The 25,174-nt window shown below is 59.8% G+C and carries 21 protein-coding genes and 1 tRNA gene; 7 read left to right on the top strand and 15 right to left on the bottom strand.

The genetic code is table 11. From position 1 onward, the window contains the following. The first annotated feature begins 358 nt into the window (after window positions 1-358). Window positions 359-796 carry a DUF1036 domain-containing protein gene (locus tag ACYQ6M_RS00610; protein WP_023003527.1) on the top strand — a complete coding sequence of 146 codons (438 nt, stop codon included), beginning with the start codon at window positions 359-361 and terminating at the stop codon, window positions 794-796. Further along, complete coding sequence (gene pyk / locus ACYQ6M_RS00605) at window positions 793-2,229, top strand: pyruvate kinase (RefSeq protein WP_023003528.1); 1,437 nt, start codon at window positions 793-795, stop codon at window positions 2,227-2,229. The genes ACYQ6M_RS00610 and pyk overlap by 4 nt, the downstream gene beginning before the upstream one ends. 57 nt (window positions 2,230-2,286) lie before the next feature. Here pyk and ACYQ6M_RS00600 read toward each other — a convergent pair whose 3' ends face one another. The 5 genes from ACYQ6M_RS00600 to cpdR all read right to left on the bottom strand — a co-directional run bounded on the left by ACYQ6M_RS00600 (window position 2,287) and on the right by cpdR (window position 5,107). After that, entirely contained in the window at window positions 2,287-3,294 is a 1,008-nt protein-coding gene (locus tag ACYQ6M_RS00600; protein ID WP_460071552.1) for an alpha/beta fold hydrolase, read from the bottom strand. A 129-nt stretch (window positions 3,295-3,423) separates the two neighbouring features. After that, complete coding sequence (locus ACYQ6M_RS00595; RefSeq protein ID WP_460071550.1) at window positions 3,424-4,086, bottom strand: tetratricopeptide repeat protein; 663 nt, start codon at window positions 4,084-4,086, stop codon at window positions 3,424-3,426. Between the two features lie 162 nt (window positions 4,087-4,248). Then, a complete protein-coding gene (gene ykgO, locus ACYQ6M_RS00590) occupies window positions 4,249-4,374 on the bottom strand; it encodes a type B 50S ribosomal protein L36 (protein WP_006932207.1) in 126 nt (41 codons plus the stop codon). Between the two features lie 149 nt (window positions 4,375-4,523). After that, a tRNA-Val gene (locus ACYQ6M_RS00585) sits at window positions 4,524-4,598 on the bottom strand. Between the two features lie 149 nt (window positions 4,599-4,747). Then, entirely contained in the window at window positions 4,748-5,107 is a 360-nt protein-coding gene (cpdR, locus tag ACYQ6M_RS00580; RefSeq protein ID WP_006932209.1) for a cell cycle two-component system response regulator CpdR, read from the bottom strand. Window positions 5,108-5,551: 444 nt separating this feature from the next. Between cpdR and ACYQ6M_RS00575 the strand changes: the two genes are divergently transcribed. After that, complete coding sequence (locus ACYQ6M_RS00575; RefSeq protein WP_161633288.1) at window positions 5,552-6,397, top strand: N-formylglutamate amidohydrolase; 846 nt, start codon at window positions 5,552-5,554, stop codon at window positions 6,395-6,397. 268 nt (window positions 6,398-6,665) lie between these two features. Further along, window positions 6,666-7,472 (top strand): histidinol-phosphatase, encoded by an 807-nt coding sequence (gene hisN / locus ACYQ6M_RS00570; protein WP_460071547.1) that lies wholly within the window; start codon window positions 6,666-6,668, stop codon window positions 7,470-7,472. Window positions 7,473-7,502: 30 nt separating this feature from the next. On the opposite strand, the gene ACYQ6M_RS00565 is transcribed toward hisN, so the two are convergent. Next, a complete protein-coding gene (locus tag ACYQ6M_RS00565) occupies window positions 7,503-8,576 on the bottom strand; it encodes an alpha/beta fold hydrolase (RefSeq protein ID WP_460071545.1) in 1,074 nt (357 codons plus the stop codon). A gap of 215 nt (window positions 8,577-8,791) precedes the next feature. Continuing rightward, entirely contained in the window at window positions 8,792-9,211 is a 420-nt protein-coding gene (locus ACYQ6M_RS00560; protein ID WP_460071543.1) for a hypothetical protein, read from the bottom strand. A 274-nt stretch (window positions 9,212-9,485) separates the two neighbouring features. Here ACYQ6M_RS00560 and ACYQ6M_RS00555 point away from each other — a divergent pair, with 274 nt between their 5' ends. Next, window positions 9,486-9,932 carry an Hsp20 family protein gene (locus ACYQ6M_RS00555; protein WP_023003544.1) on the top strand — a complete coding sequence of 149 codons (447 nt, stop codon included), beginning with the start codon at window positions 9,486-9,488 and terminating at the stop codon, window positions 9,930-9,932. A 109-nt stretch (window positions 9,933-10,041) separates the two neighbouring features. On the opposite strand, the gene ACYQ6M_RS00550 is transcribed toward ACYQ6M_RS00555, so the two are convergent. From ACYQ6M_RS00550 to ACYQ6M_RS00530, 5 genes are all read right to left on the bottom strand, one after another. After that, the gene (locus tag ACYQ6M_RS00550; RefSeq protein ID WP_460071541.1) at window positions 10,042-11,100 is read right to left on the bottom strand and encodes a threonine aldolase family protein; all 1,059 of its coding nucleotides are present in this window, start codon (window positions 11,098-11,100) and stop codon (window positions 10,042-10,044) included. A 43-nt stretch (window positions 11,101-11,143) separates the two neighbouring features. Continuing rightward, window positions 11,144-11,728, bottom strand: a complete 585-nt coding sequence (locus tag ACYQ6M_RS00545; RefSeq protein WP_023003550.1) for a DoxX family protein — start codon at window positions 11,726-11,728, stop codon at window positions 11,144-11,146. 43 nt (window positions 11,729-11,771) lie between these two features. Then, a complete protein-coding gene (locus ACYQ6M_RS00540) occupies window positions 11,772-12,557 on the bottom strand; it encodes an HvfC/BufC N-terminal domain-containing protein (RefSeq protein WP_460071539.1) in 786 nt (261 codons plus the stop codon). 1 nt (window position 12,558) lies between these two features. Next, complete coding sequence (gene bufB, locus ACYQ6M_RS00535) at window positions 12,559-13,455, bottom strand: MNIO family bufferin maturase (protein ID WP_023003554.1); 897 nt, start codon at window positions 13,453-13,455, stop codon at window positions 12,559-12,561. A 190-nt stretch (window positions 13,456-13,645) separates the two neighbouring features. Then, window positions 13,646-13,945, bottom strand: a complete 300-nt coding sequence (locus ACYQ6M_RS00530) for a BufA1 family periplasmic bufferin-type metallophore (protein ID WP_023003557.1) — start codon at window positions 13,943-13,945, stop codon at window positions 13,646-13,648. Window positions 13,946-14,613: 668 nt separating this feature from the next. Here ACYQ6M_RS00530 and gltB point away from each other — a divergent pair. Continuing rightward, on the top strand, window positions 14,614-19,290 hold the full coding sequence (gene gltB / locus ACYQ6M_RS00525) for a glutamate synthase large subunit (RefSeq protein ID WP_460071536.1): 4,677 nt from the start codon (window positions 14,614-14,616) through the stop codon (window positions 19,288-19,290). A 91-nt stretch (window positions 19,291-19,381) separates the two neighbouring features. After that, a complete protein-coding gene (locus ACYQ6M_RS00520; protein ID WP_031270545.1) occupies window positions 19,382-20,812 on the top strand; it encodes a glutamate synthase subunit beta in 1,431 nt (476 codons plus the stop codon). Between the two features lie 78 nt (window positions 20,813-20,890). Here ACYQ6M_RS00520 and ACYQ6M_RS00515 read toward each other — a convergent pair whose 3' ends face one another. From ACYQ6M_RS00515 to ACYQ6M_RS00505, 3 genes are all read right to left on the bottom strand, one after another. Further along, a complete protein-coding gene (locus ACYQ6M_RS00515; protein ID WP_460071534.1) occupies window positions 20,891-22,168 on the bottom strand; it encodes an SGNH/GDSL hydrolase family protein in 1,278 nt (425 codons plus the stop codon). A gap of 34 nt (window positions 22,169-22,202) precedes the next feature. After that, the gene (locus tag ACYQ6M_RS00510; RefSeq protein WP_051990118.1) at window positions 22,203-23,474 is read right to left on the bottom strand and encodes a lytic murein transglycosylase; all 1,272 of its coding nucleotides are present in this window, start codon (window positions 23,472-23,474) and stop codon (window positions 22,203-22,205) included. Between the two features lie 76 nt (window positions 23,475-23,550). Further along, window positions 23,551-25,014 (bottom strand): outer membrane beta-barrel protein, encoded by a 1,464-nt coding sequence (locus ACYQ6M_RS00505; RefSeq protein WP_460071531.1) that lies wholly within the window; start codon window positions 25,012-25,014, stop codon window positions 23,551-23,553. Between the last annotated feature and the right edge of the window lie 160 nt (window positions 25,015-25,174).

The following is a 25,174-nucleotide window of genomic DNA, read 5'->3' as shown; positions in this document are numbered from 1 at the left end:
AACACCGCAGGCCATCCACACCTTCCACACCCTTCCTTGCAATCAAGGCACCTGTGTTTTTGCCAAGGTGTGTACAACGCGGTATACGCTTTATTGACAGCTAACACCGATCTGAGGCGGAGCGGCCATGTTCCCGCCCCATTTCTGACGGCATAGGGGGTGGGACTGTTCATTTGGACAAAAAATCCGGACGGTTCGGGAAACAAGTCTGGGCGAAAGGCTCCGTATCCCGTTAACGACGTTGACAAGGCCCCCTTGTCGACGCAAAAAGCGAATGTCTGTAAAGCAGCAAAGCGAACGACTGCATATGTTTAAGGTTGGGGAACGGAACCAGGGCGAGTCTCGGGCATGTATCAGCGTGCCTGTGAAATTTGCCTTTGCTGCATTCCTCACCGTGCTGTTTTTCTCCGCATCCAGTGACGAAGCCAGAGCTGATCTGCGCCTTTGCAACAAGACCGACAGTCAGGTTGGTGTAGCCATCGGCTACAAGGACAAGACCGACTGGGTCACCGAAGGCTGGTGGAACCTTGCTTCCAATTCCTGCGAGACCCTGGTACCCGGGGCGCTGGTGTCACGATACTATTACATCTACGCAGTTGATTATGACCAATTCGGCGAATGGGGTGGCCGGGCGTTCATGTGCACCCGGGAAAAGGAATTCACCATTCGCGGAATTGAGGACTGTGTGGCTCGCGGATTCGAGCGGACAGGCTTTTTTGAAATCGACACGGGCGAACAGAGCAGCTGGACGGTCCAGCTGACCGAACCCGTGCAACAGGGGACAGGTGGGCGATGAGGCGTAACCGGCGAGTCAAAATTCTTGCAACTCTCGGACCCTCCTCCTCAGAACAAGACATCATCGAAAAATTGTATCGCTCCGGTGCGGACGTGTTCCGCATCAACATGAGCCATACCGATCATGATCGTCTGAAGATGCTCGTTGAACGCATCCGTTCTGTTGAGGAGAAGGTTGGACGACCAATCGGCATTCTGGCCGATCTGCAGGGACCCAAGCTGCGTGTGGGAACGTTTGCCGACGGTCCGGTCATGCTGGAAAACGGCGCAACGTTCACGCTGGACGCCGACAAGTCCGGCGGCAGTGTCGACAGGGTGCACCTGCCGCATCCCGAAATTCTTCAGGCTCTCGAGCCGGGCCACCGCCTGCTGCTCGATGACGGCAAGATCCAGCTCAAGGTTCTGGAAGCCGACCGCACCCGGGCCGTGACGGAAGTCGTCGTCGGCGGCAAGCTGTCAGACCGCAAGGGCGTCAGCGTTCCCGATTCGGAAATCGCGACCAGCGCCATGACCGAGAAGGACCACAAGGACCTGATCGCCGCCCTCGACCAGAACGTCGACTGGGTGGCCCTGTCCTTCGTGCAGCGCCCGGACGACATTGCCGAAGTGCGCAAGATCACCCGTGGTCGCGCCGGCGTTCTGGCCAAGATCGAAAAGCCGCAGGCCATCGGCCGGCTGGACGAGATCATCGAACTCTCCGACGCCATCATGGTTGCCCGTGGCGACCTGGGTGTTGAACTGCCTCTGGAACAGGTTCCCGGCCTTCAAAAGCGCATCACCCGCGCCTGCCGCCGTGCCGGCAAGCCGGTTGTGATCGCCACGCAGATGCTGGAATCCATGATCAACGCACCGGTGCCGACCCGCGCCGAGGTGTCCGACGTTGCCACCGCCGTGTTCGAAGGCGCAGACGCCGTCATGCTGTCGGCCGAATCCGCTGCAGGTGAATTCCCGATCGAGGCAGTGTCCACCATGGACAAGATCGCCCAGCAGGTGGAACAGGATCCCAACTACCGCACGATCATCTACGCGCAGCGGACCGAGCCGGAAGCCACCGGCGCCGACGCGATTTCGGCAGCGGCCCGGCAGATTGCCGAAACGCTGAACCTTGCTGCTGTCGTCTGCTACACGACGTCTGGCGCAACGGGCCTGCGCGCCTCTCGTGAACGTCCGGCCAGCCCGGTGATCGTTCTGTCGCCGGTGCTTGCAACTGCACGTCGCCTGTCGCTCGGCTGGGGCTTGCACTGTGTGGTCAGTGAAGACGCCGCCAACGAGGAAGACATGATCGACCGCGCCTGCCGCATCTCCTTCTCCGAAGGGTTTGCGAAACCGGGTCAGCGCATTATCGTGACCGCAGGTGTGCCGTTCGGCACTCCGGGCTCCACGAACATGCTGCGGATTGCCTTCGTCGGCAACGACGGTCAGGGCGGCATTTGACGATCTAATCGGTTAAAACAAACCGGATGACGAAAGGCGGCTTCAAGGCCGCCTTTTTCATGCCGTGCGCAATGTCCCGGCCCTGGCTTCAGCCACTCCCGCCTTGTCCTCTGACGCCTCTATCCGCGCCACCAGTCTGTCGACACCGGACACGATTTCATCTGCATGTGTATGCTGGGGCATATGACCGGCCGCGCCCAGCATCAACAGCTCCACATCCGGCAGATCCTGCAAAAGGCCCTCACAATGGATCGATGGCCAGACCACCGTATCTTTCGTACCCGTGATGATCAGCGACGGCTGCCCCAGCTTTCCATACTGCCGGGACTGTTGCCGGACAGCTTCCTTCAGGCTGCAGATGTCCGCCGCGTTCGAGCGGAAGCTTTCGGGACGGAAAAGCAGCGGCAGACGGACAGACGCCGCATAGCCGGCAAGTGGCGGATCCGGATGGAAAACATGCTTCAGCATTTGTGGCACCAGCCGCTCGCCGACAGGGATCGTCAGCGTCCAGGCAAACAGCCAGCCGATGACAGGCATCGCGGCAACCTTGTAGTACCAGTTGACGCCGCCCGGCCACACATGGCTGACAGGAGCCAGGAAGACCAGCCCCTTTACCCGCTCCGGTGCAGCTAGGCCCACAGCTGCCGTCACGGCCCCTCCGAGTGAATGCCCCACCACCACTGATGTCTCGATGCCGAGTTTCGCGAGCAATCCGGCAATCAGCTCGGCCTGGCTTTCAGGCGTGTTCCGGCCCGTTCTGGAGCGCTGCGAGAACCCAAGCCCCGGACGATCGATGAAAAGAAGCGAATAGCGCCCCTTGAATGCGCCTTCAAAAGCCAACTTCATGTCATAGGCGTTGCCACTGGCCCCATGCAGGAACACCAGCACAGGCCGCTCGCTGGCCGCCTGTGGCGCAGGAATGAAGTGATAGTGCATCTGCGCTCCGTTCACCTCGGCAAGACTGCCGTCAGGTGTGTAGGTGCGCGAAATCTGCCTTGCCCTGAAAAGCGAGTAGGCGACAAACAGACAGGCGGCGACAAGAAGAGCATTCAGGAACGGGATCATAGCCCGGACATAGCACCGCGCTCGCAGCATTCAAGCCCGGCGGCATAAAGACAGACTGACCAAGCTTACTCAGCTAGGCCTACCTTAGGTGGGCTTACCTCAGGCGGACTTACCTCAGGCGGGCTTGCCTCAAGCGGGTTCGCCCTCGGCTTCCTTTTCCAGATCGTTCACGGCCTTGGTGGCATTTTCCAGGCTCGGGTTGACTTCAAGAGCCCGCCGGAACGTCGCCAGCGCTTCGCTTTCGAACCCCAGACGCCGCTGGATGATGGCGAGCCCCGACAAGGCCCCCCAATGACGGGGCTCCAACGCCAGTGTGCGCTCGATATCAACCAGGGACTTGCCGAAATCTTCCGTCATGTAGTGGACTGTCGCACGCCGGTTCCAGCCTTCCGCATAAGTCGGCTTCAGGATGACCACTGTGTCCAGAAGGTCCAGCGCCAAAGCGTGATCGTCAGCCTGGATTGCCTTGCCGGCCCGCGACATCAGCACATCCACCGTATCACTGCCCGAATCCATCCAGAGCATCTGGATTTCCCGGCCGATACGCTCGGCTTCCTTCGGATTGTCCGATTTGGCGAGATTGGCAAAGAGTTCGTCCAGACGCGACTTCTCGTCTTCCGGATCACTCTCATCGACGACCACCTGCCCGCCGTCTTCCGGAAGATCTTCGGGAAGAGCATTGAAGTCTTCGGCAGAAGGTGGCTCTGCTTCCGGACCGAGATCTGGAACAGGCTGGGCGCTGGCTAGACTGGTGCCGGCGAGAAACAGGAGGGCAAACACAAAAATCCGCATCCGACGATTATGGATCGTTGGATGCGGCGGTCAATCCGGGAATTTGACACATCTTCGTGCGCTACGGTGGCAGAGACCTGGCCGCCTCTCCCAACAACAAGATAAAGCCTTGTTCAGGAAGAGATTTTCAGTTCTTCCGCCACGCAATGCGCGGCAACAAGATTAGCCCTGGCGTGCTTTGAAACGCGGGTTTTTCTTGTTGATGATGTAGACGCGGCCTTTACGGCGAACCATGCGGTTGTCGCGGTGGCGGGTCATGAGCGCTTTGAGCGAGTTTTTGATCTTCATGTCACTGTCCCCACAAGGGCCCTGCTTCTTTAAACCAAATGAGCGCCAAAGGCGCTCACGTTTGACTGGATTGGTCTAGAAGCTGCGGCAGGTCCTGCGCCTGTCTTCTGATCAATCCGCGCTTCTTGAAACTTCAATCAGCGCAATAATGGTGGGCGTGACAGGGATTGAACCTGTGACCCCTTCGATGTCAACGAAGTGCTCTCCCGCTGAGCTACACGCCCGAATTTCTCGGTAGTCCGACGCCCCAGCGCCGTGGTGGAGTGCGATATAACGGGGATCCGCAAACTGTGCAACCCCCCTTTTTCACCGAACTGTCAAAATTTCCCCAGCCCGGTTCGCAACCCCTGTTTTCCGCCGCGTCAACACCTTGTCAGGCGGCCAGCATGCGCTCCACTTCCTGGACAAGATCTTTAAGATGGAATGGCTTGGAGAGGACCTTGGCGTCCTTGGGAGCATCCGATTCCGGATTGAGGGCAACGGCGGCAAAACCGGTAATGAACATCACCTTCAGGTCCGGATCGAGTTCCGTAGCCCGGCGCGCCAGCTCGATCCCGTCCATCTCCGGCATCACGATATCCGTCAGAAGCAGAGAAAACGGTTCCTCGCGCAGGCGCTCGTAGGCGCTTCTGCCGTTATCGAACGAAACGACGTCATGACCGGCATTTTCCAGCGCCTTCGCCAGAAAGCGGCGCATGTCATTATCATCTTCGGCAAGCAGGATACGCGGCATCGTAATTGACCAGGTCCTTTGTTCGTGTGGGTTCGGTTCCCTTTCTGCCGGTTATAGCTCGAATTCCACAGAATGATAGGGTGAATTGGATCACGTCCCCACGGTGTGGATAGGCTCTTGTTGAGAACGAACCGTCACTTGCCTCGTGAGAACCTGTCGGCTTCTCACGTTGGGGAAAATCGTCGTGGCGTATGCATTCCCGGGCCATTGGTACGGCTATGGCATTCGTGGCATCTGGCCATTCCTGCCCTCGATCACCAGATGTTTCCCCACAGCCGCGGGGCTTTTGATCCCACCAAGGTGGACTGCGCCGCGATTCCTTGGCACCATGGGCCATGGCCTGCACCGGGCGGCAACCAGGACACACCATTGACGGACGACAAGCAGCCTTCTCCACAAGCCTCCTTCGAGGCGGACTTTAACGGCTTCCCAGCGTTTGAAGTTTTGTGTCCTGCGGACCAAAGGGTTCCGTTCGTTTTCAATTCACCCCATTCCGGCAGGCAATATTCCAAAAGCTTTCTAGCGTCTTCCCGCCTGGACGAAACAGCCATCCGGCGGTCGGAGGATGCTTATGTCGACGATCTGTTTGCTCATGTCGTGCCGCTCGGCGCGCCGCTGCTGCGTGCGCATTTCCCCAGGGCCTACCTGGATGTGAACCGCGAGCCCTATGAGCTCGACCCGAAGATGTTCGACGGGCGTCTGCCGACCTATGCCAACAGCCGTTCGATCCGCGTAGCCGGTGGGCTTGGCACCGTGGCCCGCATCGTCAGCGAGAACCACGAGATCTACAGGCACAAGCTGCCGGTATCCGAAGCCCTCAGCCGGGTGGAGGAGATCTACAAGCCTTACCACACCACATTGCGCCGGCTTCTGGCCCAGACCCATGTCACCTTCGGTTACGCGGTTCTGATCGATTGTCATTCCATGCCTTCAAGCGTGAAATGCCAGACCACCGACACGCGGCCGGATTTCATCCTGGGTGACCGCTATGGCACCAGCTGCAGCAGCGACCTGACGGAGTTCGCCTGCTCGGTGCTGAAGGAGATGGGCTACACCGTCTCGCGCAACAAGCCGTATGCGGGCGGCTTCATCACCGAACACTACGGCCGCCCCACAAGCGGCCTGCATGCCCTGCAGATCGAAATCAATCGCGGGCTCTATATGGACGAGGCAACCCACCAACCGACCCCCGGCTTCGGCGACCTCTTCCACAACCTGCGCCAGTTTGCCCGCGAACTGACCTCCATGCCGGATGCAGCCTTGCCGGCGGACCCCATCGCAGCGGAATAAAACCCCGGACCCAAAAAAAAGGCCGCTCTCAAAAGAGGCGGCCCGAGTCTAGGGAGGAAACGCCCAAGGAGGGCGGTACGACACAACGTATCGCACCGCAATAAAATCGCATTGCACCGCACAAAGGTCAAGCCCGACAGCCCTTTCAAACTGATCAAAGTATGAGCAGTCATTCAGGTTTTGCAGATTCATTTTTTTGCAGAACCGGTTATACAAGCGGCAATTCACGTTGATTTGGGTTTTGAGCGGTTTCCGCAGCCAGGAGGTAATGATGTCGGCAGGGCCTGTTTCCAGTTCCAATTTGTTTGCCCCGTTTCTGGACAGGCTGGCGGAAGCAGCCAGCGGTGCGATCATGCCGCATTTCCGCCAGGGCTTTGCAATCGACAACAAGTGGGAAGCCGGCTTCGACCCGGTCACCATCGCCGACAAGAACGGTGAAACGGCAATGCGCGCCCTGATCAACGAGACCTATCCGGACCACGGAATCCTTGGCGAAGAACACGGCCCGGAAAATCTCGACGCGGAACATGTGTGGGTGCTTGACCCGATTGACGGTACTCGTGCCTTCATCACCGGCCTGCCCACCTGGGGGACGCTGATCGGCCTGCGGACCAATGGCGTCCCGAGCCTCGGCATGATGGTTCAGCCCTATATCGGCGAACGGTTCGGTGGCGACGGCAAGACGGCCTGGTACGATGGACCTTTGGTTGCCAGGCAGCTCAAGACCCGGCCCTGTCAGAAGCTGGAAGATGCCACTATTTTCACCACCACACCGGCACTTTTCAAGAATGGCGAACGCCAGGCGTTCGACCAGATCGAAGCGGCCGTTCAGTTATCCCGCTATGGCACAGACTGCTATGCCTACTGCATGGTCGCAGCCGGCCACGGCGACGCGGTAATCGAATCCGGTCTGCAAGCCTATGATATCGTTGCACTTGTGCCGATTATTGAAGGCGCAGGTGGTGTTGTCACGACGTGGACCGGCGGCTCTCCGGCCGACGGCGGCCAGATCGTTGCGTCAGGCGACCCGCGTCTGCATGAAATCCTCCTGCGGGACCTCGCAAAGGCAGCCTGACCGGCCACACGGCCACATCAGGGCGCGGGATCAGCTTCCAGCCCGTTCCAGCGCCTGTTCGGCTTCAAGACCGGGCACAAAGGCATCGAACGCCGCCCAGAACTGGTCGCGGAAGGCATCGCGCTCCATCATCAGCTCATGTTCGGCGCCTGCGATTTCCACATAGGCAGTCGCCTTCGCCCGCGCCACGAAGTCCTCGATCATGGGTGTGGAGACGATCCGGTCGTTGCCCGCAGCCAACACCAGACAGGGTAATTTGATGTTCGGCCCGGCCTCCCGCCGGCGCAGCGCCAGCATGGCGCGACCGGTCGCCCCCAGCCAACCAAGAGTGGGAGACCCGACACCCAGCTCCGGCGCCTGTTCCAGCACCTTGTTGAACCGCTCGAACCGCGCCTTGTCCGTCGTTTGCCGGTTGTTTTCGTAGGCGACGGAAATTTCAGCGTTGCCCCCGGGCACAAACAACCTGCCAAGTCCGAACATCGACAACAGGCGGGCAACCGGAATAGCAACCTTTTCGATCAACCAGGACGTCTTTGGAGAGGTTGCCTTCAGGCCCGGGCGGCCAAACAGCCCCAGAGTGAGCTTGCGCAGGATCGACCGGAACCCGGACACCAGACCGGGAAACCATGTTCCCGTCGGCAGGCCCAGCAGCGGCGCTGTCAGCACTGCGCGGTCCAGCATCGTCCGCAGACGGTCCGTATCGGACAGGACAACGAGCGCTCCGGTAGAGTGGGCAAGCGCAAAGTGAGGCCCGGGGTAGGTCGCCAGTGAGACTTCCTTCAGGACGGTGCGCAAATCCAGCTTGTACTTGTTGAAGTTTGAAACGTGCCCGCGTCTGGGGTTGCGTGTCAGGCGTTGCGACCCGCCCTGCCCGCGCCAGTCGAAGGCGATGACGGCAAAGCCCCGCTGACGCAGATCCTCGATCACTTCGAAGTATTTCTCGATGAACTCCGCCCGCCCCTGAAGCAGTGTTACCGTACCCTTGCGCCGGGCACCGGCGGCGGGCCAATGCGCATACCGGATCTTCTTGTCGTCCGGCGTCGTGACGAACCCGGATCGCGCCCCTTCAGGCACCGGATTGTCGGGATGGTCGATCAAGGTCATGCGCTGCGAATCACTCGGGTTCGTTGAGAGTTTGTTTTTCAAACAGATAATGGTTTTTCGTCAACAACTCGTCACGCCTGCAGATCCTGCCGGCACCGTCCGGCTTTGTCTTGCATCGTCAAGTGATACTCGTGCCAGGCGCCCCTCACAACAAGCTTCAGGCCGGCTCCCTGGGAAGCCGGCCCTGAAAGTGTCAGACAGCTTGTAGCTGCTGCTTAGTACCAGCGGCGCTGCCAGTGACCACGGTTACCGATCGGATGGCTGCGGACAATGTTGGCATTGCGGGAATCGACCACCAGCCGAACCGGCATGCCGCGCCAGCCTTTTGCCCGGACGATGTACATCGGGCCACGGCGGTCGAGGATCTTGATATGGTCGAAACCGCGGTGACGCAGGCTGCGGCGGATCTGGCGCGGACCCATTTCGAAATGGCGGCCTCCGTGACGGCCGTTCCAGTTGCCGCCACGCCCGTTACCACGGCGATGATCGACCTTGACCACCAGCTCGGCTTTCGCCGGTTCGATCTGGGTTTTTCCGATCAGCGGGGCAGCGGATGCAGTGGTGATGAAACCTGCGGACACCAGCAGAATGGCACCGGCGATCGGGGCGGACAATTTCGAAACATTGGCAAACATCTTCAAATCTCCAGTTTGTTCCGCCAGCGCCGTGCTGACGTTGGATTGAAGATGCACCGGGCCACTTGAACGCAACCGGAAGGCACTGTTCATGTGGCGTTCATGTTTCCACGACGCCCCATATTTCCTGCCTCTTGAAATGAAAATCCGAATAACCAAATCTCTTCATGCAAGCGCCAAACCGGGTTTGCACCGCAGCCTGTCCCGCCAATCCGGGGGACGAAGGACTGCTCAACATCAGTGAAGTATCAGTTGCTCAAGAGAGGACAGACACATGCGTCACTTGGACTTTTCTCCGCTTTACCGCTCCACCGTCGGTTTCGACCGGCTTTTCTCGATGCTCGATGCCGCCGGCAACGAAGCGCCGAGCTATCCGCCCTATAACATCGAGCGCACGGGCGAAAACGCCTACCGCATCACGATGGCCGTGGCAGGCTTCTCCGACGACGAACTGAGCGTCGAAGCCAAGGAGCACACACTCACCATCAAGGGTGAAAAAGCTGAAGAAGATGCCAGCCGGGAAATTCTCTACCGCGGCATTGCCTCGCGCACCTTTGAACGCCGCTTCCAGATTGCCGAACATGTTCGCGTGGAAGGGGCAAGCCTCGAAAACGGCTTGCTGCACGTTGATCTTGTCCGGGAAATCCCGGAAGCCATGAAGCCGCGCAAGATCGAAATCACCAGTGGTGAAACCAAGCAGATCGAAACCACGGCTCACTAACCGCCTGGTTCAACTGCGGCAATCGCATCATCGGGGCGCCTGGGAAACCAGGCGCCTTTTTTGATGTTCCTGCGCGTCACGAGATATCTCGCCGCGCGAGAGGCGGCCCTCAGACCGTCCCGGACAGCACTTTCAAAAACGCATCGACGTCTTCATCCGTCGTTGCGAAACTGGTGACGAGACGTACACAGACTTCGTCCGATGCCGGGGCGTGGCCTTCGGCGAGGCCCTCTGCCGGCCATTCATAGAGCTTGGCACCGGCCGCCTGAAGCGCTTCCATCTGGCTGCGTTTCAGGATCGGGAACAGTTCGTTGGCTTCCACCGCCCAGGCAGTACGCCCTCCGGCCTGCCGGATCCCTTCAGCAAGACGGGTCGCCATGCCGTTGGCGTGGCTTGCGGTCGTCAGCCAGGTGTCATCCTGGAAATAGCCTTCGAACTGGGCCGCCACGAAGCGGCTCTTGGAGAAAAGATGACCGCCGCGCTTGCGGAAATACTCAAAGGATTTTGCGGCGTCCAGATCGAAGAAAACCACGGCCTCCGCGCACCAGCAGCCGTTTTTGGTGGCTCCGAAGGAAAGCAGGTCCACACCCGCTTTCCATGTCATGTCGGCCGCCGAACAGCCGAGCGTCACAAGCGCATTGGCAAATCGTGCGCCGTCCATGTGAAGCGGCACCGAACGGGACCGGCAGACATCCTTGATCGCGCCTATTTCATCCAGCGTATAGACTGTGCCGCATTCGGTTGCCTGGCTGATGGAAACGGCCGCGACCTGACCATGGTGGACAACACCGTCAGGAACCTGCGCCATCTTTTCGCGAAGGGCATCGGCGGAGAACCGGCCGTTTGGTCCCTTCACGCTCAACAGCTTGTTGCCGCCGGTCATGAACTCGGGGCAATTGCATTCATCAACCTGAATATGCGCACCGGAATGGCAGAAGATCGCCCCGCCCGGCTTGGCACAGGAAGCCAGCGCCAAAGAATTCGCCGCTGAACCGGTCGCCACGAAGAAGACGGCAACCTCGCGTTTGAAGATCTCGTTGAACGTGGCGGAGACGGAATCGGTCAACGGGTCGGTGCCGTAGGCCGGCGAGAACCCGTCATTATGGCGGGCCAGCGCCGACATCACCGCCGGAACCGCACCCGCCCAATTGTCACTGGCAAAATTCATGTGCCGGTTTAATCACTTGGCATCACAACCGGCAACCGATTTTTCAGTAGTACATCTCGCGCTTGCGATAGGACCGGCCGAGCAGCCAGTCCAGCGAGACGACACCCGGCCCCTTGAGCACCGGCACCAGCAACAGGAAGATCCAGAGCAACCGGTCATCGGCAATGATCGCATAGGGTTCACCGTCGAACAGTGCCCCGATCGTCTTTGCGTCAGCCCCATGTCCATAGATGTCGACATAGGTCATGACGCAGATGAAGACGATCATGCCAAGGCTGGCGAAGCGGGTGAATAGACCGACAACAACCATCACCGGCAGGACAAATTCACCCCAGGTGCCCAGAAGCACCATGAGACCATACGGGAAGAACGCAATCTGGCTGGTGTCGTAGCTGACCTGCTCCATCATCTTGGGCAGCATCTGCGCATAGGCACCTGCGGTTGGCGTGAAGATGTTCATGATGTTGCCGCCGATTTTCGTCATCGCCGAGTTCAGGAAGAACTGCAGCAGGATCGCGGCAAAAATGAACCGGGCAGCAAGCCCGATGAACCAGCCATTTGTCAGCCGTTCCAGAGCTCCGAACACCATCGTGTAGAGCCTGACAAAAAACCCAATCAGCACACCCATCTAATCCCCCATGATCAAGCGGCAGCCATTTGCCGCGTGCGTGTTAGTCATCCAGTTGCAGGGCGGAAAATGCACCAGCTGCTAGACAGTCCGAAAGGCAATCGGACAAGGAAAAACCGTCGTCGTCCTCCTGAGCCCGGCTTGCCGCTGCTGCAAGCGTCTGCCCTTGCAGGAGATCCATCGTGAAAACAGCCCCGCCCGGACGCAGCAGATAGACATCCACCTCCATGTCCGGACGGGTAATCATTACCGATTGCGGCTCGTCAAGATCGACAGCTTCAGCCTCATCGGGTTCAAACCTGTTGGCTCGCGCAATCGCCCAGATCGGCCAGGCAGATGTCACGACGTGCGCCGCCGGATGCGGTACGAAGCGAACGCCCCCGAGTCTTTGCGGATCGATGCTGCCCAGGATTGCCGGATCGAGAGGCGCGGCATCCGCAGCATGATAGGCCTGGAGCCAAGACCATTCCAGCCGGGCAACATCGCTGAGATAAGGATATGCCTTGAGCGGCGGAAACGCGTCCAGAAAATCGGCGAAACCGGCGCCGTACCAGATCAACACAGGCGACACCGGCGGATGAGCTGTCACGAAGGCCTGGGCAAGCGCCCTGAAATACTCTTCCCCCAACAGCGCCTTCACAGCAGGAAAGCTTTCACCGAGCGCTTCGCACAGGCTGACGATGACGTTGTTGCGGTAGACATTGAATCGCTTCGGCGCTGTTTCTCCGTCCGGACCAGTCAGTCCATCGGGCGTTGCCATTTGCGGGTCGAGCAGCGCACGCCCAAACGAGGCGGCATTGACCTGCGGCAGGGCGAGCGGACCACGCATGTCAGACCGCTTGCTTTCTGCCAGCCTCTGCAGGCTGCGCCAGAATGCGATCCGCGGCTTGTGCCTCGGCAAGCAGAACCGGCCAGGCGGGAACATTGTTGTCCCACTCGATCAGGGTCGGCAGCGGCCCCTGCAGACGAATGACATCTTCATAAAGCTGCCAGACCGCAAGATCCACCTCCCGGTCGTGCGCGTCGATCAGCAGTGGCCGTCCGGCGTCATCCCGGTCAGGCGCATGACCGCCAAGATGTATTTCGCCGACGGCGGCCATCGGGAAGGCGGCAAGATAATCTCTCGCGGATCTCTCGTGGTTCGTGCAGGACACATGCACGTTGTTGATGTCGAGCAACAGGCCGCAGCCGGTCCGGCGCGCGATCTCGCTCAGAAAATCCAGTTCGCTCATCGTGCTCTGTGCAAAGGCGACGTACGTCGACGGATTTTCCAGAAGCATCTGCCGTCCGACGGTCTCCTGCACTTCATCTATGTGATCGCACACACGATTCAGCGTAGCTTCGTCATAGGGTACCGGCAGCAGGTCGTTGAAATAAGTCGTGTCGTGCGTCGACCAGGCCAGATGTTCGGAAAACAGTCCCGGTTCATATCGCTTGTTCAGGTCTGACAAGCGCCGCAGGTGATCCTTGTCCAGTGGCTGTTCACCGCCGATCGAAAGACCGACACCATGAAGAGACAGGGGATACCGCTCGCGGATCGCCTCCAGTTGCCGGTGCGGCGGACCGCCGGCCCCCATGTAGTTTTCGGCATGAACTTCAAAAAAACCGATATCCGCGGACGTTTCCAGAATAGCCGCAACATGCTCCGGCTTCAGGCCGGCTCCGGCGCGAGCCGGAACGGCCGCCTCGCAGCGCTGTACCGGGTTTGATCGGGTATCGGAAACCATGGAGTCCTCCGGGTGGAATAAGTTTTGTCAGGCAGGCACACTGGCTGAGGACATCTTCAGACTGGACTGACTGAAGCACCATGGCTCTTGACTTTGAAAGGGCTGGCGCCCTGCCCGCCTCGGCACCAAGTGCGGGATAAGAAGCTGCCTGCCTGACCAGATTGCCGCAGTTGCGGCCGTCTGAAGCCTATCAGGCTTCCGGCAGGTCGCGCGTAAGTTCGGTCAGAGAGCCGTGACGGCCACCTGGAACATCCATTGTCACGCAGGTGCCCTTCGGGACGAGCGTCCAGGCGTTGCCCTGATAGTCGACGGTCGACGTACCGGCGCAAGTCGTACCTGCACCCGCCTTGCAGTCGTTCTGACCTTTCAGGGACACACCATAGCATTTTTCCTTGGCCTGGGCGTGAGCCGGAACGGTTGACGACAGACCCGCAACCGCGGTTGCCACCGCACCGGCAACAATTGCTGCAGACATGGCCTTATGCTTCATCTCGATCTCCTCTCGTCGTTGAAAAATCACTGCGTACCGGCGTTTTTGCTGGGCCGCCAGTCACCCACCGTAGATGACCCTATTGAAGATAAATAGGAAATCAAACGCATGTGACTGTTTTGCGAGCATAACTGCACAAAGTTTAACAAACGCAAGATTCTTACATATTTATCGTCGGTTTTGACCTTTCCGGACGATTGGCACTTTTCGCGCGAAACAATTATAATGCGGCGACGCAGAAACACTCTTGCTCACGACGGCGAAATCTGTCATGTTCGCGCCGCTTGGAATAGGACAGGTATGCTGTCCCAATTATCGCCATGCCCAAAACGGCCCGGACAGGGCGCAGGACAAAAAGGCATCGGTGATAGCCAGGCTGACCACTGGGCGGATCCGGGGAGGATCCGCAAGGAAGCGAGACGGAACGTTTCGGCAGCGGAGGACCGCTGCGTCAATGCGGCGGTTTGCTTTGATAAACGGCCGTGGTTAATACAACAACAGAGCCGGGGCAGGAAAGCCAGGGTTCGCCGGACCGCATTCTTGATGGAATGCGACCCGAACGGAACCGGACGCTCCCAGCCACGGCGGCACTGGGGTCAACAGTGAGGGCGCACATGACGAAGATAGAGCTGACGACGAGCACAGCCATGCAAGCTGGGAGCGTGGACATGAAGACCACCGCAACCACTACACTTGCGGAACGACTGAGCACGGCCGCCGACAAAGGGCTCTATAATCCGTCGCGCGAACACGACGCCTGCGGTGTCGGCTTTGTCGCCCACATGAAAGGCGAGAAGTCCCACAAGATTATTGCCGACGGTCTGCAGGTTCTTGAAAACCTCACGCACCGCGGCGCGGTTGGTGCCGACCCGTTGATGGGCGATGGCGCAGGCATGCTGGTGCAGATCCCGCACGCGTTTTTTGCAGAAGAACTCGCGAACGCCGGCACCACGCTTCCCGATGCCGGTGAATATGGTGTCGGTTTCATCTTCATGCCGCAGGACGATGAGCTGCGCGCCAAGTGCGAAGCCATCATCGAGCGTGTCATTGAAGACGAAGGCAAGGAACTGATCGGCTGGCGTGACGTGCCCGTCGACAATTCATCGCTTTCCAAGGCGACGGACATCGCTGCCACCGAACCGGTTTCCCGTCAGGTCTTCATCCGCAAGACCGGCGGTGAGGCAGATGCCTTCGAACGCCGCCTTTATGTACTGCGCAAGGTCATTTCGAACCGTGTGCGTGCCGAAACCGATGCGGTTTCGAAAGGCTTTTATATCGTTTCAATGTCCAGCCGGACCATCGTCTACAAAGGCATGTTCCTTGCCTATCAGCTTGGTGCCTATTACGCCGACCTGAAGGACGAGCGCTTTTCGTCGGCCCTGGCCCTTGTCCACCAGCGTTTTTCCACCAACACGTTCCCGTCCTGGGATCTGTCGCACCCCTACCGGATGGTTGCGCACAACGGTGAGATCAACACGCTGCGCGGCAACGTCAACTGGATGGCGGCGCGTCAGGCGTCCGTATCGTCGGCGCTGCTCGGCGACGATATCTCCAAGCTCTGGCCGATTTCCTATGAAGGCCAGTCGGACACCGCCTGCTTCGACAACGCCCTCGAATTCCTGGTCATGGGTGGTTATTCGCTCGCCCATGCGGCCATGATGCTGATCCCGGAAGCCTGGGCCGGCAACCCGCTGATGGACGACAACCGTCGTGCCTTCTACGAATACCACGCTGCCCTGATGGAGCCGTGGGACGGCCCGGCAGCCGTTGCCTTCACCGATGGCCGCCAGATCGGCGCAACGCTGGACCGGAACGGCCTGCGTCCTGCCCGCTACATCGTCACCGACGACGACTTCGTCATCATGTCTTCCGAGGTTGGCGTCTTGCCGGTCGAAGAAGAGCGCATTGTCCAGAAATGGCGCCTGCAGCCGGGCAAAATGCTGCTGATCGACATGGACGAAGGCCGGATCGTTTCCGACGACGAAATCAAGCGGCAGCTTTCCACGGCCAACCCGTACAAGGACTGGCTGCACCGGTCCCAGATCGTACTGGAAGACCTTCCGGGCGTGCGCCAGCGCGCGCCGGTAGCCGGTGAAAGCCTCCTCGACCGCCAGCAGGCCTTCGGCTACACGGAAGAAGACATCAAGCTTCTGATGACCCCGATGGCAACCGTCGGCCAGGAAGCCATCGGCTCGATGGGCACGGACACGCCGATTTCAGCGCTCTCCGACAAGTCCAAGCTGCTTTACACCTATTTCAAGCAGAACTTCGCTCAGGTCACCAACCCGCCGATCGACCCGATCCGCGAGGAGCTGGTGATGAGCCTTGTCTCCTTCATCGGCCCGCGTCCGAACATCTTCGACCTTGAAGGCCTGTCGACCTCCAAGCGCCTGGAAGTGCGCCAGCCGATCCTCACCAATGAGGACCTGGAGAAGATCCGCGCCATCGGCGACATCGCCGACAACCAGTTCTCCGCCAAGACGCTGGACATCACCTACAATTCCGAAAAAGGCGCTGTCGGTATGGAAGGCGCTCTCGACGAATTGTGCGAGCGCGCCGAAAAAGCGGTTCTGGACGGATACAACATCATCATCCTGTCCGATCGCCTGATCAGCCGCTCACGCATCGCGATCCCGGCACTGTTGGCAACCGCTGCCGTGCACCATCACCTCATCCGCAAGGGTCTGAGAACCTCTGTTGGCCTGGTGGTGGAAACGGGTGAAGCGCGCGAAGTCCACCATTTCTGTGTTCTGGCCGGCTATGGCGCGGAAGCGATCAACCCTTATCTCGCGTTTGAAACGCTGCTTTCCATGCACATGGAAATGGACTTCCCGGAGGAAGTCGATCAGGACGAAGTCGTCTATCGCTACATCAAGTCCATCGACAAGGGCATCCTCAAGGTCATGTCCAAGATGGGCATCTCGACCTACCAGTCCTATTGCGGCGCGCAGATCTTCGACGCTGTCGGCCTCGGCTCGTCCTTCGTGAAGAAGTACTTCTTCGGCACGGCAACCATGATCGAAGGCATCGGCCTTGCCGAAGTCGCCGATGAAACCGTACTGCGCCACGAGCAGGCCTTCGGCGACGTCGCCATCCTGCGCCGCTCGCTGGAAGTTGGCGGTGAATACGCTTACCGGACCCGCGGTGAAAGCCACATGTGGACCCCGGACTCCGTCGCGCTGCTGCAGCATGCAGTGCGCGCGAAGCTCCCGGACACCTATCGCGCCTTCGCCAAGGAAGTGAACGAAAAGAGTGGACGCTACGCGATCCGCGGCCTGTTCCGGATCAAGTCCGCGGACGAAATCGGCCGCTCGCCGATTGCGCTCGACCAGGTGGAACCGGCTGAAGCCATCGTCAAGCGCTTCGTCACCGGCGCCATGTCCTTCGGCTCGATTTCGCGTGAAGCTCACACGACCCTGGCAATCGCCATGAACCAGATCGGCGGCAAGTCGAACACCGGTGAAGGCGGCGAGGAGCCGGAGCGCTTCAATCCGCTGCCGGACGGCTCGTCCAACCCGCAGCGCTCTGCCATCAAGCAGGTTGCTTCCGGCCGCTTCGGCGTGACCACGGAATATCTGGTCAACTCCGACATGATCCAGATTAAGGTTGCCCAGGGCGCCAAGCCCGGCGAAGGCGGCCAGTTGCCGGGTCACAAGGTGGATGCGGTGATCGCCAAGGTACGTCACTCGACCCCGGGCGTCGGCCTGATTTCGCCCCCGCCACACCATGACATCTACTCCATCGAAGATCTGGCGCAGCTGATCTACGACCTGAAAAACGTCAACCCGGAAGCCGATATCTCGGTCAAGCTGGTGTCGGAAGTGGGTGTCGGAACGGTTGCTGCCGGCGTTGCCAAGGCACGCGCCGACCACATCACGATTTCCGGTTACGACGGCGGCACCGGTGCATCACCGCTGACCTCGATCAAACACGCCGGCTCTCCCTGGGAAATCGGCCTTGCCGAAACCCAGCAGACCCTGGTGCTGAACGGACTGCGCTCGCGCATCGCCCTTCAGGTCGACGGCGGCATCCGCACAGGCCGGGACGTCATTATCGGTGCGCTTCTTGGTGCCGACGAATTCGGTTTCTCGACCGCACCGTTGATTGCTGCAGGCTGCCTGATGATGCGCAAGTGCCATCTCAACACCTGCCCGGTCGGCATCGCCACCCAGGACCCGGTCCTGCGCAAGCGCTTCAAGGGCACCCCGGAACACGTCATCAACTACTTCTTCTTCGTCGCCGAAGAAGTGCGCGAGCTGATGGCCAACCTCGGCTTCAAAACGATGGAAGACATGATCGGCCGGTCCGACTTCCTCGACAAGGAAGCCGCGATCGATCACTGGAAGGCCAAGGGTCTCGATTTCTCCCGTATTTTCTTCCAGCCGGAAGCAAAACCGGAAGAGACCCGCTGGACCACGCGTCAGGATCACCCGATCCACGACATCCTGGACCGTCGCCTGATTGCCGCTTCCAAGCCGGCCCTGGACAGCAAGGAACCGACAATTGTCGACGAGACGATCTGTTCCGTTGACCGGTCGGTTGGTGCCATGCTCTCCGGTGAAATCGCCAAGCGGTACGGCAACAAGGGCCTGAAACACCCCGACACCCTGAAGATCAATCTGAAGGGCACGGCAGGCCAGGCGTTCGGCGCCTTCGTCGCCCGCGGCGTCACCATTGATCTTGTCGGCGATGCCAACGACTATGTCGGCAAGGGTCTTGCCGGTGGCAAGCTGATCGTCCGCCCGCCGGAGAACACCCGGATCGTGCCGGAAAACTCGATCATTGTCGGCAACACGGTGCTCTACGGCGCAACCGAAGGTGAATGCTACTTCCGCGGTGTTGCCGGGGAACGCTTTGCAGTTCGCAACTCCGGCGCTGTTGCCGTTGTCGAAGGCGTGGGCGACCACGGCTGCGAATACATGACCGGCGGCGTCGTCGTCGTGATCGGCCAGACCGGACGCAACTTCGCGGCCGGCATGTCCGGCGGCATTGCCTATGTGCTCGATGAAGACGGCACATTCGGCTCCCGCTGCAACCTGGCCATGGTCGAACTGGAACCGGTGACCGAAGAAGACGATCTTCTGGAGAAGCTGCACCACCATGGTGGCGATATCGAGCACAAGGGCCGCGTGGACCTTTCCTGCGACATGACCCGCCATGACGATGAGCGCCTGCGCCAGATGCTGACGAAACATCTGGAACTGACCGGCTCGACAAAGGCCGAGGCAATCCTCGACAACTGGACCCAGTACCGGCCCAAGTTCGTCAAGGTGATGCCGGTCGAATACCGCCGGGCCCTGCGCGAAATGGAAGAGCAGCGCCTCGGCATGGTCGCCGCCGAATAATCCGGCCAAACGCACGAACTGGCTCTCGGCCGCATGACGCGGCCGATTGCAGCCACCCTGGACAGACGCATGAAATTTTGAGGAGGTCGCCTTGGGCAAGGTAACCGGTTTTATGGAAATCGATCGGCAGGAACAGAAGTATCAGCCTGCCTCTGACCGTATTCGCCATTTCCGCGAGTTCACCATTCCGCTGAACGACCAGGACGTCACCAATCAGGCGGCCCGCTGCATGGATTGCGGCATTCCGTTCTGCCACGGCCCGACCGGCTGTCCGGTTAACAACCAGATCCCGGACTGGAACGATCTGGTCTACCAGGGCGACTGGGACTACGCGCTCAAGAACCTGCATTCCACCAACAACTTTCCCGAGTTCACCGGGCGCATCTGCCCGGCTCCTTGCGAGGAAGCCTGCACGCTGAACCTGGAAGACATTCCGGTCAACATCAAGAGCGTGGAACAGGCGATTGCCGACAAGGGTTGGGAAGAAGGCTGGATCGTACCGGAGCTGTCCGCGACCAAGACCGGCAAGGCAGTGGCGATCATCGGCTCCGGCCCCGCAGGCATGGCGGCCGCCCAGCAGCTCGCCCGCGCTGGTCACACCGTGCATGTCTATGAGCGTGAGCCGAAGGCCGGTGGCCTGCTGCGCTACGGCATTCCCGACTTCAAGATGGAAAAGCACTACATCGACCGCCGCGTGAAGCAGATGGAAGCTGAAGGCGTGACGTTCCATTACGGCGTCAATGTCGGTGTAACCGTTGCCCTGGAAGAACTGGCAGAGCGTCACGACGCGGTTATCCTGTGCGCAGGTGCCGAACGTCCGCGTGATCCGGGTGTCTCCGGCATGGAACTGGAAGGCTGCCATTGGGCGATGCCGTACCTGGTCCAGCAGAACCGCCGGGTCGGCGGTGAGCCGGAAGGCGACGAGGCCCCGATCTGGGCCGGTGGCAAGCATGTCGTCGTCATCGGCGGCGGCGACACCGCGTCCGACTGCGTCGGCACCGCATTCCGTCAGGGAGCCCTGTCGGTGACGCAGCTCGACATTCGCCCGATCCCGCCGCTGAAGGAAGACAAGCTGGCGATCTGGCCGTACTGGCCGACCAAGTTCCGCACCTCGTCGTCGCAGGCCGAAGGCGCTGAGCGTGAGTTTTCTGCCGCAACGCTTGCCCTTGTCGGCGAAGACGGCAAGGTTACCGGCGTCAAATGCGCCCGCGTGGATGAAAAACGCCGCCCGATCGAAGGTACCGAATTCATCCTGCGCGCAGACCTCGTTCTGGCGGCTATCGGCTTCTCCGGCCCGCTGCTGGAAACCTACATCGCCGAAGCCGGCGACAAGCTTGAGCTGGATGGCCGCACCAACGTCAAGGCCAACACCGACGATTACAAGACCAGCCTGGACAAGGTCTATGCTGCCGGCGACGTGCGCAAGGGTCAGTCCCTGGTTGTCTGGGCAATCCGCGAAGGCCGTCAGGCAGCGCGCGCTGTTGACGAGTTCCTGACCGGCTCTACCGACCTGCCGCGCTGAACTCTAAATCCGGAAATGAAAAAACCCCGCCGGCAAACGCCTGCGGGGTTTTGTGTTTTTCGAACCTATTTCAAAGGGTCATTGCGATCCCGGACGCACAGTCACAGAGACACGGCCTTGCGCATCCTGGCTGACTGCTGAACCTAAGCTCTCACGCAAGTCGGCACTTGTAGGGGCGAACACTTCCTCAACAGTGGCAGCCGGTGCAGACACTGCAACGGCAGGCATCCGTGGATCGTCCACACGTCCCTGCATGGGTGGCAAGGGCTCGCCTTTGACAAAGAAACGATAGGTCCTGCTGGCCGAATTGATCTCTTCTTCATCCTCGCCACCCAGAAGCAGTGCTTCGGGCGACGTCGTACGTCCGGTCAGGACGATGAAGTTCGGATCATCCTCCACACCTTCGAAAGCTAGCCCGCCATAGCCTCCGAGCAGGCGGGACAGTTCGCGTTCCACGAAGAACGCGACTTTCCGATAGCCTGCCCATGTGAAATCAATCTTGTCGTTCGTGCGCAGACGCGTGTTCTTGCCGTCGACATCGGGTCCGTAAGAGGAAAAGCTGCCGTCTTCAGCCAGGAAGATATCCCATATGTCGACATAGCGGACCCGCCTGTCCTCCGACGCTCCCTGGAAGATCGAGTTGAGCTGCGTGAAATCCGCGTTCACCAGTTCGTCGCCCGTGGGCGGCAGGCCGGCCCACACAAGCGGTTTCTTTTCCTGTCGCACCACACGCACAAGCCCGTCGACCTTCCTGCGGTAGCTCTCCAGCCACTCTGCAGTCATGAATTCAACGGGCGGTTCACCGGAAAAGGATTTACCCAGATCCTGCCGGCCGATCATCACGACAACGGCCTGAACGTCCGCCCCCCGGATCCTGGAAACCACCTGCGTCGCCCAGTCCGGCGAACCTTCCCCGACAAAACCTTCCTTGTCCTCGGTAATGGCTTCGACACGGATCTGTGGTTTTTGCGCAAGTGTGTATTTCAACCCGTCGGCGACACCGCGTGCCATGCGGTCTCCAACGACCAGGATCAGGCCGGCATTGGGGTCCTTTTCGAGAACGTCGAATTTGGGCGGTGCACCCGCGGGCCGGGAAACCCGCGGCTTCTGCTGTGTCTTTTGCGGCTGCTTTCTGCGCTTCTCGCCCCCACCGCCAAACAGCCGCTGCAATGGAGCAAACGGATTGAACCCCCGGAAGGGCCCGTTCTGCGCAACCACGATTTCACCGCGCTGCGCGTCCTGTGCGGCAGAGAGTCCGGCAGAGCAGGCAACAAGCGCAAGGCCAAGGCATACGACAACCCGAAGCGAGGCGGCGCGTGTCCCCTTCCCTTCCCGTTGCCGTGTCTGAACTCTCACGCTGTGCTCCTGCTGCAGCTGCACTGCGCCCAGTTTAGCCGTCCAGCTTCAGGCGTGCCAGCAAAACAATGGATGCATAACCGTCGGGAACCATGCCACGTGAGCGCTGGTAGGCTCGGATACCCTTTCGGGTAGCAGGTCCGATCCTGCCGTCCGCCGTACCGACAGAAAATCCACGCTGGTTCAAAAGCGCCTGCAATTCCGCGGTTTCAGAGCGATTGAGCGGAAGGTGCTCGCGCGACCAGTCGCCCTCGATCGGTCCACCGCCAATGATCCGGTCGGCAAGATGGCCGACGGCAAGCGCATAGGCAGTCGCGTTGTTGTAACGCTTGATCACGTAAAAGTTCTTCAGCATCAGAAACGCCGGTCCGCTTGCTCCGGCAGGCAGAACCAGGATGGCGTTGTCGGACGGCCGCGGAAAATCCTTGCCGTTTGACCGGCGAATTCCGTATCGCCCCCATTCGCCTAGCGTCAGCGTCTTTTCGCCATCGGCCATGTGATAGTCGAACCCGCTGGGCAAGGCTACCTCGTATCCCCAGGTCTTGCCTGTCTGCCAGCCGTGCTTTTGCAGATAGGCAGCGGTTGAGGCGAGTGCATCGGGTATGGACGTCCAGATATCCCGGCGACCGTCACCGTCATAGTCGGCGGCATAGGCCTTCCAGCTGGAGGGCATGAACTGGGTGTGCCCCATGGCGCCGGCCCAGGAACCTTCCATGTCCTGGAAACGAACATGACCTGCCTGGACGATCGCCAGCGCGGTAACAAGTTCCTTTTCCCAGAAGCTCTTCCGGCGCGGCGCCGCATAGGCCAGCGTCGCCAGTGCCTGGATTACGTTATGACGCCCCATGAAGCCGCCATAGTTGGTTTCCATGCCCCAGATCGCCAGGACGGCTTCACGATCGACGCCGTAGCGGTTTTCGATGACCGCAAGAACCTGGCTGTACTCCTTCAGCATCTCGCGGCCTTTTTCGACCCGCGTGTCTGAAACGGCACTATCGAGATAATCCCAGATCGGTTTCACGAACTCGGATTGCTTGCTCATCAGGCGCAAGGTGTCATCGTCCGGCTGCATGCCGGTGAAGACCGCGTTGTAGGTCTGGGAAGAAATGCCGGCTGCCTTGGCCGTCGGCCAGAAGCCGGAAACGAACTGGCTGAACCCCTGATCGGCCTGTGCCGGCACAGAAACGGCCAGCAAAGTGCCCGTCGCCGCGGCAGTCAAAAGCAGCCGGCGCCCGAGGGTTCTCAGTCTTCCTGAAAAGGGCAATATGGTTTTCACGTTCGCAGTCAGCTGCGCAAGGTTCCGCATCAGGGCCTCCTCGATGCCCAGGTCCGTAAGTTTCTGCCCCCGCCCCATGAATGATGTTGATTTGGTTACCGTGACGTTAATGCCGCAATCTAAACCCGGCTTCAACAGCGTTTTCGGAATAGTCGTTCCCCTGCTGGGAACTGTCGAAACGACGATGGGTATAATCCGCCGTCACCGCAATGTTCTTCGTCACAGCGAAGGTCAGACCACCAAACCCTGTCAGGGTACGCTCTTCGATCGAAACACCTTCATAGGTCCGGTAACTGTAACCGACACCGGTCTCGCCCACCAGACGATCACTGAAGGCATGAGCGAGGCGCAGGTCGCCGGAGTAGATGATCGAACCGCTGGCACCGTCGATATCGGTTGCCTCGAAGGAAGTGCCGAGACCAGCGGTAACCGTCGTCAGGCGGCTTGGCGACCAGACCAGGGAGGCGTCGGCAATCAGGCCTGACAGGTTTTCAAGCCTCTCATCCTCAATATCCTCGATCCGCCACCCCGCACCGAGTTCCCCGGTCAGTTTGGGGCCGGATGCGATGGTGACACCACCCATGACCTGATAGCCATTGGCATTTCGTTTTTCGCACAAGGCGTCGCTACAGGTATCGTCATAGCGCCGCAGAAGCAGCGCCCCCTCGACGAACGGGGAAAACACGCTGCCGGTATTGCCGTCCAGCCGCAGGCTGGCGGAGTAGAGCGTGTTGTTACGTCCGGATTCCGAGCCGCTTTCCGACGTATAGAAATTCCGGTCGACGCCGAGCGAAGCTGTTGCGGCAACGATGCCGACTGCGCGCGTACCACTGAGGCTTCCCGAAAGTTCGTGATCGTAGTCGGTCCCGGAAGCCGATTCTGCGCTGCCGTCGTCCTCCTGGCTGAGCGTGTAGGATATACTGGTCGTGACCTGTGTCGCTTCGCTGATGTCGAGCCGCAGGTTTGCCGCCGCAAAGACATTCGCCTCGTTGTCGTCGGTATCACCGGGATATCCGGTGAAGGAACCTCGCAGCGACGTGTCCAGCTGATGGCGTGACCAGTTCGAGGTCAGCGAAACATCGGGAGAAATCCGGTAGAACTTGCCAGAGGTTCCGTCTGCCGCCTGTGACCGGTTATCGGTCCAACCTGTCGATACGGTCAGTTGGGGCGTCAGCGTGAAGGACCCGAGCCGGATCCCCTGTGCCGCATCGAAGGTCGTATCTCCGCCAAAAACGCCGTCGTCGATACCGCTGTCCGATAGAGGAACCGCCCTGTCGACAGCTGCAATTCTGTCGGCAAATGGCCTGACAGGAGTGGCTCTGCCATTGGTTCCAAGGCCGCTCGATCCGGTTTCCGCTGTTGCCGAATTCAGTGTCGAACGAAGGGAAAAGACATTTGCCTGCGTAGGATTGCGGTCTGCCGCCTGGGCTGCCTGATCGGAAGGGTCTGCTGATTCTTGCGCCCCGCCTGGGTCGTCCGATCCACGCAAATCGTCAAGCGTCGTTTGTGCAGCCGCGGAAACGGCCTGCAAAACGGCAAGAAAAGTGATCAGAGGCAGAAAGCTGCGCATGAATTCCGGGACCAGTCGACGTGGAATGTCCGGTCCAACCTGACGAATGATGGTTAATCCTTCGTTTCTTTTTCGCAATTTGGAAGGTTACACAAAGTTACATAAAGTCACCTGATCTAATGCATTTAATAGATCACGGGTTCTTGATCCCCGTCGGCGA

The sequence above is a fragment of the Roseibium sp. ROS1 genome (assembly GCF_054658215.1).
The sequence above is the reverse complement of the archived record's forward strand: the minus strand, read 5'-3'. Positions and strand labels throughout refer to the sequence as shown.

Bases quoted from the DNA above. Each gene is read 5' to 3' on its own strand.
- ACYQ6M_RS00505 (WP_460071531.1), bottom strand. From the start codon at position 25,014: ATGCGCAGCTTTCTGCCTCTGATCACTTTTCTTGCCGTTTTGCAGGCC.
- ACYQ6M_RS00565 (WP_460071545.1), bottom strand. From the start codon at position 8,576: ATGACCTTGATCGACCATCCCGACAATCCGGTGCCTGAAGGGGCGCGA.
- cpdR (WP_006932209.1), bottom strand. From the start codon at position 5,107: ATGCCGCGTATCCTGCTTGCCGAAGATGATAATGACATGCGCCGCTTT.
- ACYQ6M_RS00540 (WP_460071539.1), bottom strand. From the start codon at position 12,557: ATGCGTGGTCCGCTCGCCCTGCCGCAGGTCAATGCCGCCTCGTTTGGG.
- gltB (WP_460071536.1), top strand. From the start codon at position 14,614: ATGAAGACCACCGCAACCACTACACTTGCGGAACGACTGAGCACGGCC.
- ACYQ6M_RS00550 (WP_460071541.1), bottom strand. From the start codon at position 11,100: ATGAATTTTGCCAGTGACAATTGGGCGGGTGCGGTTCCGGCGGTGATG.
- ykgO (WP_006932207.1), bottom strand. From the start codon at position 4,374: ATGAAGATCAAAAACTCGCTCAAAGCGCTCATGACCCGCCACCGCGAC.
- hisN (WP_460071547.1), top strand. From the start codon at position 6,666: ATGATGTCGGCAGGGCCTGTTTCCAGTTCCAATTTGTTTGCCCCGTTT.
- ACYQ6M_RS00560 (WP_460071543.1), bottom strand. From the start codon at position 9,211: ATGTTTGCCAATGTTTCGAAATTGTCCGCCCCGATCGCCGGTGCCATT.
- ACYQ6M_RS00530 (WP_023003557.1), bottom strand. From the start codon at position 13,945: ATGAAGCATAAGGCCATGTCTGCAGCAATTGTTGCCGGTGCGGTGGCA.
- ACYQ6M_RS00600 (WP_460071552.1), bottom strand. From the start codon at position 3,294: ATGATCCCGTTCCTGAATGCTCTTCTTGTCGCCGCCTGTCTGTTTGTC.
- ACYQ6M_RS00545 (WP_023003550.1), bottom strand. From the start codon at position 11,728: ATGGGTGTGCTGATTGGGTTTTTTGTCAGGCTCTACACGATGGTGTTC.
- pyk (WP_023003528.1), top strand. From the start codon at position 793: ATGAGGCGTAACCGGCGAGTCAAAATTCTTGCAACTCTCGGACCCTCC.
- ACYQ6M_RS00510 (WP_051990118.1), bottom strand. From the start codon at position 23,474: ATGCGGAACCTTGCGCAGCTGACTGCGAACGTGAAAACCATATTGCCC.
- bufB (WP_023003554.1), bottom strand. From the start codon at position 13,455: ATGGTTTCCGATACCCGATCAAACCCGGTACAGCGCTGCGAGGCGGCC.
- ACYQ6M_RS00555 (WP_023003544.1), top strand. From the start codon at position 9,486: ATGCGTCACTTGGACTTTTCTCCGCTTTACCGCTCCACCGTCGGTTTC.
- ACYQ6M_RS00595 (WP_460071550.1), bottom strand. From the start codon at position 4,086: ATGCGGATTTTTGTGTTTGCCCTCCTGTTTCTCGCCGGCACCAGTCTA.